We start from the raw sequence: 15,151 nt of genomic DNA on the forward strand, positions 1-15,151 counted from the left end.
CGTCTGGTCTGTTGTTCTCGGACACCTCCATAGACTGCTCAGCGTTACTCTCAGAACGGGATATGAATGTTCAAGCTCGCCCCGTAGGATTCAAAATCGCTGGCTCCGATCCCGTCGTAAAAGCCCTCGAACGCGATTTTAATTCCGCGATCTGGGACGACGAAAGTCGCACCGGCCTCCAGCCGGCCTCGGAAATCCGATTGCGACGATGCCAGCGTGGCGTCCGTCGGATTGGCCCCCTGCAACTTGTTGAAATCATAGATGCCCGAGAACGACAGATAAGGCGAAAACTGCGTGTTCCCGTCCAATGCCAATTGCCACGAAACTCGCGGCCCGAACTCAAACCGCCCAAGGTCGAACTCCTGCGACGGGATTACGCGCCCAAGGGAATCTGTATAACTTTCCTGCTTTTCATAGTAGTAGATCAGCCGCGCAAACGGGCTGATCGTGGTGCGCGCATCCAGTTTGAAATCTCCGGTCAGCCCGCCTTGCAACAGGAACCGCTCGGTGTCGAAATCATCTTCGAACAGCCCAAGCGCATTGACCGTGTTGGAGGATTGCCCATAGGTCGCCGCTACATCGAGATAGAGGTTCTGGTCCAGACGCACCACCACATAGGGCCCGGCCATCCACCCCGTACCGTTGGCCGAGGTTCCGGCGGCGCTATTGTCCTCGTCGGTGATATCCAGCTGTCCCATTACCCCCAGAACAATCTTGTCCGACCACCGGTAATCCACTCCCGCAAAGAACAGGCCGGAGCGGCTCTCGAAATTGCCATTCTCGGTCACCGCATAGGTGCCCTCAGCCCAAAAGTCCCAGCCGGAAGCGATGACCGGTGCCAATACAGGGGCCTCCGTCGTCTCCGACCCGGCTGGTTCCGTGGCGCTGAACCGCAGCGCAGGAACCCGTGCCGCTATCGCATCCTCTGCCGCGGCCTCTGCGCCCGCCTCAGCGGTCCGGAGCGACTCGCGCCAGCGCGACCCGTCATTGCGGCGGCGTGCTTCCTCCAGCAGCGCGCGCAGGCTGAAGCGGAACGTCGCGGATCTCCTGTTTGAGGTAGCACGCAACCCAAACCCATTGCGCCCCTGCTGTCGTGTCAATCCGCCTTGTGTCAGTCTCGACACCAGATCCGGTTGATTGGACACGATGGTATTGGCGCGGTTGGAGACAAAGGCCGCTATTACCTCCTGGGTTTTCTGAATATCCGCTTCTGCATCGCGGTCATTGGTGAGCGCGAAATTGACGCTACTGAGGCCGGTGGCGCTTGCGCTGACATCATAGGAGGTCAGCGTCGATCCACCGGCGTAGCTGGACGCCGTATCATTGGCTGTCATGGCAGAGCTGGTCACCGTGCCGTCAGAGCCGGTGGTGAGGGTTTCGGTTCGTGTCCCGGTGCTGGCAAAGACCACCGAAGCCCCGCTCGCCGGCGCGGTAAAGGTCACATCAACCCCTGCAACGCCAGCGCCGCCGCTATCAGTCACCCGCGCAACAAGGGGCGCGGCGAATTGCGCGCCGACCTCGGCCACCTGGCCGGAACCGGACTGTATCGACAACCCGCTTGCCACGCTCTGCGCCGTGCCGGTGACGGAAATGTCAAACGGGTCCTCATCCGCGTCGTCAGAGCCAAGGCTCAGATCAAACCCATAGGCGCCGCCTGCGATGGCCGTATAGTCCACCTGCAATGTGGTGGTGCCGCCACCGCTGGCAACGCTTGTTGCCGCGAGGGACAGGCTGTCCACCGTCACATTGTTCTGATTGCTGATGCTGCTGGCCACCGAGGGCGCATCAAGGGTCAGAACATCCGTGCCGCTGTTGGTGATGGTATAGGTGACCGACGTGGCGGTGCCGGGCGTTATCACTCCTGCGATACTGTCGGTGCCTCCATCACTAAGCGCCCCACTGGCCGAGGAGGACACCTCGATTTCCGGCGTCCCGCTCGCGGCCCCGGCCACCGTGATGTTGAACAGGCTTTCATCCGCATCGGTATTGGCCACTTGCAGATCAAAGCTATAGGCCCCGCTGGCTTGCGGGGTATAGGAAATCTCAAGCGTCGTGGTGCCGCCACCGCTCGCCACCGTATTTGACGCCAGCGTCAAGCCGTTCACCACAACGTTGGTTTCGTTGGAAATGTTTCCAGCGACCGTCGGTGTCGTGATGTTGAGCGTATCGGAGCCGGAATTGGTGAATGTGTAGGTGATGACATTGACTGAACCGGCGCTAGGGGTCCCGGGGATCGTATCCGTGTCACCGTCCTCCAGATTGCCCCCACTCGAGGAGCCGACGCCGATTTCCGCGCTGCCGGTCGCCGTGCCACTTATCGTCAGGTCATAGGTGCCCTCGTCAGCGTCGTCACTGTCCACGTCCAGCTCGAAGGAGAACGCGCCTGCCGCTGTTGGCGTATAGGCCACCGTGAAGGTGGTGCTGGCGCTGGCCGCAAGGCTGCTGGTGCCCGGTGCGGAGATGCTGTCCACGCTGACGTTGCTCGCCGCCGCGCTGGCGGGCGTGCCGCTCAGGGTCAGGGTCGCGGTGCCGGTGTTCTCCACCGTGTAGGTCAGCACCTGCTGCACCCCCACCGCCACACTGCCCTGCGCATCGGTGCCACCATCCGCCAGCGAGGTCGCCGCCGGGCGTTGCAGGTCAATCTCCGGCGAGGCCACCGCCAGCGACGCGTTGGAGGGGCCGGAATTGCCCAGGCTCGACGTGAGATCGCCGCTGGTGTTGCTGTAGCTGCCGTCGGTCGCCGCGGTCACATCCGCCTGCACTGTGCAGCTGGCGCCTGCGCTCACCGTGCCGCCGGTGTAGGAGATCGTGCTGCCACCGCCGCTCGCCGTCAGCGTGCCGCCGGTACAGGTGGTGGAGCCATTGGGCGTCGCCGCAACCTCCACCCCCGCGGGCAGGGTGTTGGAGAAATCCAGCGACGTCGCCGCCGCTGCATTGGCGCTGTTGTCGATGGTGAAGGTCACCGTCGCGGTTCCATCCGCCAGGATCGTCCCCGGCGCGATCGCCTGGCTGAACCCGGGGGCCTGTGTCGCCGTGCCGCTGATCGTCAGGTCATAGGTGCCCTCATCGGCGTCGTCACTGTCCACGTCCAGCTCGAAAGAGAACGCGCCTGCCGCTGTTGGCGTATAGGCCACCGTGAAGGTGGTGCTGGCGCTGGCCGCAAGGCTGCTGGTGCCCGGGGCGGAGATGCTGTCCACGCTGACGTTGCTCGCCGCCGCACTGGCGGGCGTGCCGCTCAGGGTCAGGGTCGCGGTGCCGGTGTTCTCCACCGTGTAGGTCAGCACCTGCTGCACCCCCACCGCCACACTGCCCTGCGCATCGGTGCCACCATCCGCCAGCGATGTCGCCGCCGGGCGTTGCAGGTCGATCTCCGGCGAGGCCACCGTCAGCGACGCGTTGGAGGGGCCGGAATTGCCCAGGCTCGACGTGAGATCGCCGCTGGTGTTGCTGTAGCTGCCGTCGGTCGCCGCGGTCACATCCGCCTGCACTGTGCAGCTGGCGCCTGCGCTCACCGTGCCGCCGGTGTAGGAGATCGTGCTGCCACCGCCGCTCGCCGTCAGCGTGCCGCCGGTACAGGTGGTGGAGCCATTGGGCGTCGCCGCAACCTCCACCCCCGCGGGCAATGTGTTGGAGAAATCCAGCGACGTCGCCGCCGCTGCATTGGCGCTGTTGTCGATGGTGAAGGTCACCGTCGCGGTTCCATCCGCCAGGATCGTCCCCGGCGCGATCGCCTGGCTGAACCCGGGAGCCTCCGTCGCCGTGCCGCTGATCGTCAGGTCATAGGTGCCCTCGTCAGCGTCGTCACTGTCCACGTCCAGCTCAAAGGAGAACGCGCCTGCCGCTGTTGGCGTATAGGCCACCGTGAAGGTGGTGCTGGCGCTGGCCGCAAGGCTGCTGGTGCCCGGCGCGGAGATGCTGTCCACGCTGACGTTGCTCACCGCCGCACTGGAGGGCGTGCCGCTCAGGGTCAGGGTCGCGGTGCCGGTGTTCTCCACCGTGTAGGTCAGCACCTGCTGCACCCCCACCGCCACACTGCCCTGCGCATCGGTGCCACCATCCGCCAGCGAGGTCGCCGCCGGGCGTTGCAGGTCAATCTCCGGCGAGGCCACCGCCAGCGACGCGTTGGAGGGGCCGGAATTGCCCAGGCTCGACGTGAGATCGCCGCTGGTGTTGCTGTAGCTGCCGTCGGTCGCCGCGGTCACATCCGCCTGCACTGTGCAGCTGGCGCCTGCGCTCACCGTGCCGCCGGTGTAGGAGATCGTGCTGCCACCGCCGCTCGCCGTCAGCGTGCCGCCGGTACAGGTGGTGGAGCCATTGGGCGTCGCCGCAACCTCCACCCCCGCGGGCAGGGTGTTGGAGAAATCCAGCGACGTCGCCGCCGCTGCATTGGCGCTGTTGTCGATGGTGAAGGTCACCGTCGCGGTTCCATCCGCCAGGATCGTCCCCGGCGCGATCGCCTGGCTGAACCCGGGGGCCTGTGTCGCCGTGCCGCTGATCGTCAGGTCATAGGTGCCCTCATCGGCGTCGTCACTGTCCACGTCCAGCTCGAAAGAGAACGCGCCTGCCGCTGTTGGCGTATAGGCCACCGTGAAGGTGGTGCTGGCGCTGGCCGCAAGGCTGCTGGTGCCCGGGGCGGAGATGCTGTCCACGCTGACGTTGCTCGCCGCCGCACTGGCGGGCGTGCCGCTCAGGGTCAGGGTCGCGGTGCCGGTGTTCTCCACCGTGTAGGTCAGCACCTGCTGCACCCCCACCGCCACACTGCCCTGCGCATCGGTGCCACCATCCGCCAGCGATGTCGCCGCCGGGCGTTGCAGGTCGATCTCCGGCGAGGCCACCGTCAGCGACGCGTTGGAGGGGCCGGAATTGCCCAGGCTCGACGTGAGATCGCCGCTGGTGTTGCTGTAGCTGCCGTCGGTCGCCGCGGTCACATCCGCCTGCACTGTGCAGCTGGCGCCTGCGCTCACCGTGCCGCCGGTGTAGGAGATCGTGCTGCCACCGCCGCTCGCCGTCAGCGTGCCGCCGGTACAGGTGGTGGAGCCATTGGGCGTCGCCGCAACCTCCACCCCCGCGGGCAATGTGTTGGAGAAATCCAGCGACGTCGCCGCCGCTGCATTGGCGCTGTTGTCGATGGTGAAGGTCACCGTCGCGGTTCCATCCGCCAGGATCGTCCCCGGCGCGATCGCCTGGCTGAACCCGGGGGCCTGTGTCGCCGTGCCGCTGATGGTGAAATCAAAGGGATCTTCATCGGCGTCGCTGTTGACGAATGACACATCAAAGGAGAACGCGCCAGCTGCCGTCGGCGTGTATTGCACGTTGAACTGCGTGGTGCCGCCCGCAGCGGTGACGGTTGTACTCCCGGGCGCACCAACTGAATTCACTGTGACGTTGTTTAGACTTGATAAGGTCGCCGTGGCCACCGTCAGGTCGGCGGTTCCGGTATTGGTGATCGTATAGGTGAGCGTCTGCGCGCTGCCCGACGCCACCGTGCCCTGCGCATCACTGCCGCCATCCGATACCGTATTTGTGGTCGAGGAGGTCAGATCACTGATCTCGGCTTCGGCATCGATCGTGCCCGAGATGGTGACATTGAATGTGGTTTCATCCGTGCCGTCATCGGCGTCGTTAGTGGTGAAGCTGAACGGAACCGAGAACCCTGCGCCATCGGTGGTGGAACTGGGGGTGAAGGTGATGCTGATGGCATCGGTTTCTGTGCCACCCGATGCCACGGATGCGGTAGCGATGGAGGTGGAGCCGAATGACGCATTGGTCGGCGTGCCCAGGGTCAAGCCCGACAGCGTCAGTGTTTCCGAACCGCTGTTGCTGACATCATAGGTGATGGTTGTGGCTGTGCCGCTGTTGATCGCCGTTGCAATCGTGTCGGTCCCGCCGTCCGCCACGGTATTGCCGGTGGATGAAGAGAGATCGTCAATTTCTGGCGCACCATCCAGAGAGCCTCCGCCACCCGATGCCGTATAAACAAAGCTGAAGGGCGTACCCCCATGGGTGCCGCTCACCGTACACCCCGCAGCGCAATTGATACCTGTCAAGCTACCGCCATCCGCATCGAGTGTCCCCTGATCGCTCCCGTTGTTCACGTTGAACACAAGATCCCGGGTGTCGTTTGCAGACGGATCAAAGATGAAGAAATTGGTGCTGGAGCCGCTAACAATCTGAATCTGGATCAGATCGTCAGACAGCGCTGAACCTGCGGCGCCAGTTTCGAGGGTGCATTCGTCTTCTGTGAGGTTCATTGTGAGCGGGTTACCGGGCGATGTATTGGCCGGACAGTCGGTGAAGGACGCCTCTGCCGCCTGCGGGATCACAAAGAGCGAGAGCAGCAGAAACAGGAGCACACCACTTAGTCGCCGTCTCATCGGGCTCCAACCGCTCTCACGTCTCGAAATCGGACACCCCGAGACCAAAGGTGTTACCGCGCAACGACCGGCGCATACCGCGCTTTCGTTCCCAAACTCAACCATGAATAGTTCACTTCCAAACCGTCAACCACGCTCCAAAATCGTCGAGCGCAAACAATATTACAACCATCACTAGATTTTGAGGAATTTTAAAACAAGTATAATTTATGATTTTATATTTACGGCGGTTCTTTTCGACACATTCCACAAAACAATCTATGGTATTTATCAAATACCTACCCGCATCCCATTCAAGGATGCAGAATGGCACCTCACCATGCGGCACGGCGCGCACAAGGCTTAGGGCGGGGCAATGGCCAAACAGAGCGAACAGGAAGATAGATCCAAAAATATGGTCAAATAACCTTCAATCTCAGAATGAGTGGTTCCCTCCCCAGCATGATGACGCCACCACCAAAACGTAACACAGAAGATTGACACCACAATTTGCGTACAAAACACAAAACAATCATAGGAATATTTTTATTGCCAAAATAGCTGAACATATGTGACGCTCGAAGAATCACAAGAGCGCACTTATTATACCACCTATAGGGTATTGATATCATGCCTATCGTGCCAGATACGGTTGAGATCACACCAATAACGCGCACTTTTGGGGGAGATTATGTCAGAACCTTTTCTCGCTGAAATTCGCATCGTCGGGTTTAACTTCGCGCCCCGAGGCTGGGCATTTTGCGATGGGCAGATCCTACCCATCAATCAAAATCAATCGCTCTATTCCTTGCTCGGCACCACCTATGGCGGTGATGGGCGCACATCCTTTGCGCTGCCTGATTTGCGCGGCCGCACCCCCTTGCATGTTGGAGAGGGGCACGGATTAGGACAAAAGAATGGCGCAGAGACCACGACGCTGAGCTTCAGTGAAATGCCGGCTCACACGCACTATGTGCGTGCCTCCTCTGCGCCCGGGAACTCGCCCACTCCGGACGGACATCTCCTCGCCGCCGAAGTTTCCCCGGATACAGTCTACCACTCCCCCGATCCAGGGACGCTGGTCGGGCTGCGTTCAATCACAAATGTTGGTGGTTCTCAGGCGCACGAGAACATGCAGCCCTATGTCGCGGTCAATTTCTGCATTGCCCTTCAAGGGCTGTTTCCGTCGCGCAACTGAGCACGAAAGGACAGAGTATGTCGGAACCCTTTGTAGGTGAAATCCGCATGTTTGCGGGCAACTTCGCCCCCCGCGGCTGGGCCTTCTGCGATGGGCAGTTGCTGGCAGTGTCGCAGAACGACGCGTTGTTTTCCCTTTTTGGCACCATTTACGGCGGCGATGGTCGCACGACATTCGGCCTCCCTGACATGCGGGGGCGGTTGCCGATCCACGCAGGAACCGGCCCTGGCCTCAGTCCGCGACGACTGGGCGCGAAATCTGGCGCTGAAAACGTCACCCTTACGGTGAATCAACTGCCTAGCCACACGCATCCGCTGCAGGCGTCTACAGCCCTTGGCGATGCGGCCAGCCCGCAGGGCAATGTGCTGGCGGAAGGCGACGGGATCAATCACTACACGGCCTCCGATCCCTTCACGCAGATGTCTTCGCAGATGGTGACCCATACGGGCGGGTCGCGATCCCACACCAACCTGATGCCCTTTTTGTGCGTGAATTTTATCGTGGCGCTGTTCGGCATCTACCCGAGCCGACATTAGGAGGCGAAAATGTCTGAACCCTTTATCGCTGAAATCCGGATCTTTGCCGGGAATTTTGCTCCGCGCAGTTGGGCATTTTGTAATGGTCAGCTTTTGCCGATCGCCCAGAACACCGCCCTGTTTTCGCTGATCGGCACCACTTATGGCGGCGACGGCCGCACCACAACCGCGCTGCCGAATATGGAAGGGCGCGCGCCCATGCATCCCGGGCGCGGTCCTGGCCTCACAGCCCGCCGCCTCGGGCAGATAGGGGGCAGCGAACAGGTGACACTCACCGAAGCGCAGTTGCCTAATCATAGCCACACAGCGATGGCCAGTACCAACCCGGCAGACACGAACATCCCAAGCGACACAGCGACGCTTGGCAGAAGCGGCTTTGACCGTCTTTATCAGACCGATACCGACTCTAATCAGGTCGACCTTGCCTACGAGGCGATGCCCGGGGCGGGCGGAGGGTTATCGCACAACAACATGCAGCCCTATCTGACTTTGAATTTCATCATCGCGCTTCAGGGCCTTTACCCGTCGCGCAGCTGACCCTGCCCCTGCGACACCGCCTACGCCCAGCTCAGCCTATCGGAAGGACATTTCGACATGTCAGTTGAAGACGCCACCCTCGCAGAATTCGAAGGAAGTGTGGTCACAGAACCGAGCTACTTTCGGATCTTTTTTACCGCCCTCACTCCGGCGGGCGCGTTGGGCTACAAGGATCAGACTGTCGAAAACGGCGGTTTTGACAGCGGTTTCACGGCTTTGACCGACACCAGCTACCAGTCGGGGCATTTAAACGCTTCGGTCACCCAGAATGGGTATGTCTCCGTTCTGGCAGTGGACGCGGCCACCGGAGATCTGACCTATATACGCGAAACCCAAACCGAAGACGCCGACAACCGTTTTGCACTTCCTCAATACCTAGGCAAGCCAGACGGGGTGAGCGGCATTATTGATACGGTGTTGATCAATGGTTTGACCGGACGCGCGAACGTGTTCCTGTCCAGTTCAGAAGCGGACAATACCATCTGGTGGAAGTTCCAGAACCCCAACACCGTGGTTGAGAAAACCGTCAAAGTTCTACCACCCGGAACCGAAACTCCGATCGAAGTGACAGTACCCGTAGAAGTACCACCAGCGCAGATCTGGTCGGACTGGCAACAGCTGCCCGGTGCGCTTGTCAGGCTGACCGCCACACAGAATGCGGATGGCCGCATTTTTCTTGCCGGTATTAATGCGGACGGAGTGCCTTATCTGAACCTTCAGTCCAACGACAGGCCATTCTTACCCGAGAGCTGGAGTGGCTGGCAGGACATCTCCGAAGGGTTGGCAGGCTTCGAACAGATCGTCTGTGGCCTCGACCACAATGCACTGGTCCATATTTTCGCGCGGATCGGCGACAAGATCTACATGAAGGTGCAGCAACAGGTCAGTTCCAGCAGCTTTGGCGGCTGGGTGCTGTTTGCCTCCTTCGTGTCTCCGGTGCATACGATGGATGTGTCCACTTCGCCCCAAGGCGGTCTCTACCTTGTCGCCCAACTGAGCTATGGGGCAAACTGCCCGGTCTATGCAAAATATCAGACCGGGACTGGATCGGATGATTGGTCCGACCCGGCCGTCATCGGGCACGTCTACCAAAACTGCAATCTGATCCTGCAACCCAACGCGGACACCAGTCTCAGCCTGTTTTCTCTCGATCCAGACACCGGCAAAGCGGCCTATCTGCGTCAACAATCCCTTGGTCATTGGTCAGCGACATGGACCGAATTGGGGGCAGGCTATGCTGCGATCGCGACCACACAAGACATTACGCCCAACCCATCATGATCCCCGCATCCGTCCTCCCCGCAAAGCTCAAGGTGCGACCGCAAGCAACCGCCTCCTTGCCATTGCAGAACCGTGCAGCCGCACTGGGCTTGGGGTATCGATGGATCACGCCCGAAGATCACGCTTTCCTGACAGCGCTCTATCGAAGCACACGTGAAGTGGAGCTGGACCGCACCCCCTGGGATGAGCTGGAAAAACAAGCGTTCATCGCGATGCAGTTCGAGGCGCAGCACGCCCACTATCAGGCACACTACCCAGATGCGCTCTGGTTGGCGATCCTGCATGAGGACGAGCCTGTCGGACGGCTCTATCTGGAGCGCTGGGAGCGCGAACACCGAATTATCGACATCGCCCTGCTGCCCAAAGCACGCGGTCAGGGTTTGGGGTGCGCCATTATTCTTGATCTTCAGGAGGAGGCGGCAGCATTGCAAAAATCAGTGAGCATCCATGTCGAAAAAGCCAATCCAGCGCTGACGCTTTATCTGCGGCTCGGCTTCACCACACAGGAGGACAAGGGCGTTTACGACCTGATGCGCTGGGATCTTCCGGCCGATCAGGTGAAGACCGCCTCATACTGAATGCCTGCGTCCTTTTCGGCGACGGGTACAAGAAACACCTCCTGTTCACCGAACTCTTCCTCAAACAATCGATATGTTGCCTGTTCCAGAATGGGCGACCTAGGACCTTGCCAAAGCGTGGAAAACGCCCCGCCCTCTCGCGCACCAGAACCCATTGCCTTCACTTCGATCAGCGACAGATGCACATCCTCTGAAACAGATCGCACTTCAAACGCTCGGTCCAACAATGCTTCGAAATCGGTTGATGTAAGCGAGTGCAGAGTGGTCATGGGATCTCCTGAGCATTTGCGTCAATACGGCGCATCAAATGCGCAACTTATGCGAAGGTAACCCGCGCACCTCTCAACCGCAAATCCTGTTTTAGCCCCCAACCTTCGGTCTACCATGAACACGCCTCCCCGGCGCAGCTGATCGCGATTGCATGTCACTACTACAGTCAGCCGCCAGCTATGCGATTGGGGCTCCACTCAGGCCGCGAAAACTGATTTTGACACCGCGCATCGCTTTTCGCGACTAGGTGATTGCAAATAGGCGCTGGCACCCTGATATAGCAGGTGAGCCAAACGGAAAGACACAGATGCAGCAGGAAGACGGGAAAAGCAGGCGTCCCTCATTGTCACTCCCGATCTTACGCACGTCGCGTCACCAACATAGGGCCGGGACGTTGACCCTTGGCAACCTCCTCACAGCATTGGGTGAATCTTCCTTCGGATGGGCTATTGTCGTTTTCTCACTCCTGACGCTGCTTCCTCTCCCGCCTGGATCTACTCTTTTGACGGCTTTGCCCCTTCTCGTGACCACAGCGCAAATGGTGCTGGGCTATCCGCATGTGAAGCTTCCTCGATGCCTGGCTAACCTTCGGCTTGATCCAACGAAGCTGAGAAGAACTGTATTGCGCCTTCGGCCGGTGACGCGTCGACTGGAACGTATGTTGGTGCCGCGTTACAGAGCACTCTTTGCGCAGCGCCACGAGCGTGCACTCGGTCTAGTGATGTTTATCATCGCTTTTGCGCTATTCTTACCAGTTCCTCTAAGTGGCTGGTTTCCCGCGATTTCTTTGTTCATCATTGGGGTTGGAATTGTGGAGCAAGATGGTTTGGTTTGCGGCTTGGGTTTGGCACTTGGGGTGATGTCAGTGGTGCTGACGGTGACAATCCTCGCCAGTGTCGCTATTGGGGCTGACGCACTAATCCATTAACTGCAGCATAGTCCTATGTCCGCCATCAGCGACTAATCTGGGTGACACAATAGCCAGCGGATTGGATTTTAAGACCCAAACCGTTTTTGTATTATCTTGAACGAGAGAATGATCGGGACTGCCAGCACAAACAGAAGCGCCAAAGCTAAGAATGCCTCGTTGAAAGAAAGCATCGCCACCTGCGGTTTCAGCGTGCTTTGTAGCATCAAGGCAGAAGCGGGTTCTGCTAGGCCGGGTTCAAAACCACGCTCTACCAACACTTCGCTGAGCATCTGTCTGCGCAACCCAAACCATGTATTTGAAGGATCAAAATTCCGCCCGAGAACCTGCAGGTTCGTGGCATTCATGCTGGTGTTGTAGCTGCTCAAAACCGCCACACCGATAAGGCCACCAAGTTGACGCCCCCAATTGAAAAGCCCAACTCCATCTGCACGATATATGGGTTTGAGTCCGCTGAGTGTGATGAGCGTCAGACTGAGAAACAGGAAACCCAACCCAAAGCCTCGCAGCAATAGCGCGCCGCTCAGATCCTGCCAGCCGCTTTGCAAGCCCGTGCGCGACATCAACCACATAGACGTCATAAACAGCAAAACCCCAAGTGGAATAAATGCTATCGGCGGAGTGTTTCGGTACGTGATGAGCCACCCAGCCAGACACAGCCCTGTGATCGTCGCCAAACCCGAGGGTAACAACAACAGACCCGCCTCACCTGCGGGGAAACGCAGCACGCTCAAAGTGAAGGCCTGTATCAGAAACGCACTGCCAAAGAGCGCTGCGCCGGCGATGAAACTCACGAAAAACCCAAACGTGAAGTGATCATCACCGAACACGCCACGATCAAGAAGCACCTGATCTGATTTTGTGACGAGGCGGTGAATGCAAATCGCCATGGCGACAACGAACACCGCCGCGCTCCAGCGTAAATGTCTGGCCTCGAACCAATTCCACCGTGTGCCTTCATTCAGAATATACGTGAGGTTTAGCATCGCGATTGCAAACAGAACGAACCCGAGCCAGTCAAACGGGTTCACGGCGTGCTGGTACTTTGGGAAAACACTCTCCGGCATGCAGAGCAAAATCAAAGCTGCGCCTGCGGCGAGGCCGATACTCAAAACGAAAGAGGCCTGCCAGATCGCAGCGTCGATAAAATACCCCTGCACCACGGGGGCAAGAGAGGTCGGCGCCACAACAACAGCCAAGGCAAATATCGCCTGGACAAGGCCCTGCCGATTTGACGGAAAGACCCCCAACAACAGGGTTTGCGCGGAAGCGATCAACATCGCTCCGGCCGCGCCCTGCACCGCCCGACTGCTGATCAGCACAGTATAATTTACGGATATCGCACAAATCAGGGATGTTACCGAACAGAGCGACAAAGCCACCCAAATGACTGTCACCAAACTATATTTTTTGATGAACCAACTGCCGCAGGGAAACAACGTCAGCTTGGCCGATAGATAGACAATACCGATCCATGCCGCCTCATCGGGGGTCAGGTGAAATGTTCCCATGACGTGCCCGCGGGCCATTCCAAATATTGTTGCATTCAGCGCGTCCAGCATCACTGCGAGCACCAGTCCCACCAACAGGAGCGATTGTTTTAGCCCGAAGCACGTGGCTCGCAGGGTTGATCTGCAAAGGTCATTCGTCGCTTCACTCATCGCCCGCACCGCCAAGAGGAAGGCGAGTAGCCTCGATACTCACCTCAGCAGACATTCCGGGGCGGAGCCTGTGAAATAGTGGATTCTGTTGATCCAGCTCAATTTTTACCGGGATGCGTTGTACAACCCGGATGAAATTTCCGGTCGCATTATCTGGTGGCAACAGGCTGAACTCCGCTCCGCTCGCGGGTGCGATACTCTCCACTCTTCCCGTTAAGGCGATATCCTGAAAACTGTCCACGCGGATCGACACAGTTTGTCCGGGTTCTATCCGTCCAAGTTGCGTTTCCTTGAAGTTGGCGACGACCCATTTGTGGTCATTTGAGACAACAGACAAAAGTGGCGCTCCGGGGCGGGCGTATTGGCCAAGCTCTGCGTGGAGATTGCCGATAAATCCGCGTTCTGCGGCACGTATCGTCGTCTCAGACAGCGATATTTCCGCGAGTTGCAGTTGCGCCGCCGCCTGCTCTATTGCGGCATCCAGCGCTGATGATTGAGCGTCAAGAACACGCAATTTCTGCTCTTGTGCACGAAGACCTGCACTGGCTCTCTCATGCCCTGCGCGTGCCTTAATCGCAATGGCAGTTACCACTTCTAGACGCTCCGCTGGGACCCAACCATCGGCGATAAGGTTGTTGGTTCGATGCAGGTCTTTTCCGGCGCGATCCGCCTCGGCCTGCGCCGCCGCAATCATCGCATGCGCTTCATCTATAAAAACGGTTTGCATCTGCCGCTCTTCATCAAGCCTGAGTCGTGCAGCTGTTGCCGCCGCGAGTGCTGCTTTCGCCTGACGGACGCGCGCTGCGTGATCTGCGTGATCAATACGCAAAAGCACATCGCCTTTCTCAACCAGTTGATTGTCGTTCACAGCGACTTCGGCGATGTAACCGGAAACCTTCGGCGCAACCGCAACGATATCGCCCCGAATATAAGCGTTATCTGTGTAAACCCGTGATTGTGCGTTGCTCCAAAGGCCATACCCGCTGGGCAGGGCAATTAAGACCACGATTAAGACCCCAACAAGACGCAGTTTTCCGGATGATGGGCGTGGCATTGGCGATCTCCCTCTCATGTGGGCCCCATTTTGGCAGTGGGACACTTCCGCTATGGTACGACTTCGTACCATTGCAAGGTAGGGTACGAAGTCGTACCTTTCAAGCCAAAGAAATGACGGAGTTCTCTATGTCTGCCCCGGTCACACCGCCAACCGACAAACAAGCCGCAAAACGAGAGGAAATCTTGAACGTGGCGTGGGAGATATTTGCGAAGGAAGGATTTGGCCGCACCAGCATGGATCAAATCCATGCCTGTGTGGGGGGATCGAAGCGCACGCTCTACAAGCATTTTCCCAATAAAGAGAAGCTCTTTGAAGCTATGATCGAACGCATTTCGGGTCGTGTGATCAAAGCTCTGAAGCCGCGCTCTGCAAGCGAGAGCTTGGAGGCAACGCTGTTCAGGATGGGCGTGGACTACCTGACGGTATTGCTATCGGAGGATGGTCTGGCGCTGTATCGGGCGATGACCTCAGAAGCGCAACACTTCCCGGAACTGTCTCGGGATTTCTTTGAAAATGGGCCGGAAGCTGCCACCAAAAGCCTCGCCCAATTTCTATCCCTGCAACAATCTAAGGGATCGCTGCCTGATATCGATTTAGAAACAGCAGCGGAGTTATTTCTTGGGGCCGTGCGCGGGAACTTGCATCTTTCTGCCGTTTTGGCGGGCCGCTCTCATTCACCCGAGGTCATCCACAATAAAGTGTCAGACGCGGTACGTGCCTTTTTAAAAGATTGAGCACGCGCCCTCCGATCG

The 15,151-nt window shown here is 58.9% G+C and carries 11 protein-coding genes; 7 read left to right on the top strand and 4 right to left on the bottom strand.

Annotated features, from left to right (window positions below; genetic code table 11):
• Nucleotides 1-50 precede the first annotated feature (50 nt).
• Entirely contained in the window at nt 51-6,374 is a 6,324-nt protein-coding gene (locus tag K529_RS16000) for a DUF7933 domain-containing protein (protein WP_228707423.1), read from the bottom strand.
• Nucleotides 6,375-7,044: 670 nt separating this feature from the next.
• On the opposite strand from K529_RS16000, the gene K529_RS16005 reads away from it, so the two are divergent.
• Genes K529_RS16005 through K529_RS16025 form a run of 5 tightly spaced genes read left to right on the top strand, consistent with a single transcriptional unit; the run spans nt 7,045 to nt 10,483 of the window.
• Nucleotides 7,045-7,551 (top strand): phage tail protein, encoded by a 507-nt coding sequence (locus tag K529_RS16005; protein WP_005611214.1) that lies wholly within the window; start codon nt 7,045-7,047, stop codon nt 7,549-7,551.
• A gap of 17 nt (nt 7,552-7,568) precedes the next feature.
• Nucleotides 7,569-8,087, top strand: a complete 519-nt coding sequence (locus K529_RS16010; RefSeq protein ID WP_005611211.1) for a phage tail protein — start codon at nt 7,569-7,571, stop codon at nt 8,085-8,087.
• Between the two features lie 9 nt (nt 8,088-8,096).
• Complete coding sequence (locus K529_RS16015) at nt 8,097-8,624, top strand: phage tail protein (RefSeq protein WP_046002686.1); 528 nt, start codon at nt 8,097-8,099, stop codon at nt 8,622-8,624.
• A gap of 57 nt (nt 8,625-8,681) precedes the next feature.
• The gene (locus K529_RS16020; RefSeq protein WP_005611206.1) at nt 8,682-9,905 is read left to right on the top strand and encodes a hypothetical protein; all 1,224 of its coding nucleotides are present in this window, start codon (nt 8,682-8,684) and stop codon (nt 9,903-9,905) included.
• Complete coding sequence (locus tag K529_RS16025) at nt 9,902-10,483, top strand: GNAT family N-acetyltransferase (protein ID WP_005611203.1); 582 nt, start codon at nt 9,902-9,904, stop codon at nt 10,481-10,483. The genes K529_RS16020 and K529_RS16025 overlap by 4 nt, the downstream gene beginning before the upstream one ends.
• On the opposite strand, the gene K529_RS16030 is transcribed toward K529_RS16025, so the two are convergent.
• Entirely contained in the window at nt 10,459-10,752 is a 294-nt protein-coding gene (locus K529_RS16030; RefSeq protein ID WP_005611201.1) for a DUF6916 family protein, read from the bottom strand. The two genes, K529_RS16025 and K529_RS16030, sit on opposite strands and share 25 nt — an antisense overlap.
• 308 nt (nt 10,753-11,060) lie before the next feature.
• Between K529_RS16030 and K529_RS16035 the strand changes: the two genes are divergently transcribed.
• On the top strand, nt 11,061-11,681 hold the full coding sequence (locus tag K529_RS16035) for an exopolysaccharide biosynthesis protein (protein ID WP_005611198.1): 621 nt from the start codon (nt 11,061-11,063) through the stop codon (nt 11,679-11,681).
• Nucleotides 11,682-11,749: 68 nt separating this feature from the next.
• On the opposite strand, the gene K529_RS16040 is transcribed toward K529_RS16035, so the two are convergent.
• Together K529_RS16040 and K529_RS16045 are read right to left on the bottom strand one after the other, a co-directional pair.
• Nucleotides 11,750-13,342 (bottom strand): MFS transporter, encoded by a 1,593-nt coding sequence (locus K529_RS16040; RefSeq protein WP_046002685.1) that lies wholly within the window; start codon nt 13,340-13,342, stop codon nt 11,750-11,752.
• Nucleotides 13,335-14,414 carry an HlyD family secretion protein gene (locus tag K529_RS16045; protein ID WP_319822673.1) on the bottom strand — a complete coding sequence of 360 codons (1,080 nt, stop codon included), beginning with the start codon at nt 14,412-14,414 and terminating at the stop codon, nt 13,335-13,337. The genes K529_RS16040 and K529_RS16045 overlap by 8 nt, the downstream gene beginning before the upstream one ends.
• A gap of 110 nt (nt 14,415-14,524) precedes the next feature.
• On the opposite strand from K529_RS16045, the gene K529_RS16050 reads away from it, so the two are divergent.
• Nucleotides 14,525-15,133, top strand: a complete 609-nt coding sequence (locus K529_RS16050) for a TetR/AcrR family transcriptional regulator (RefSeq protein WP_005611188.1) — start codon at nt 14,525-14,527, stop codon at nt 15,131-15,133.
• Nucleotides 15,134-15,151 lie beyond the last annotated feature (18 nt).

The organism is Tritonibacter mobilis F1926, from assembly GCF_000376545.2.
Taxonomy (GTDB): Bacteria; Pseudomonadota; Alphaproteobacteria; order Rhodobacterales; family Rhodobacteraceae; genus Epibacterium; species Epibacterium mobile.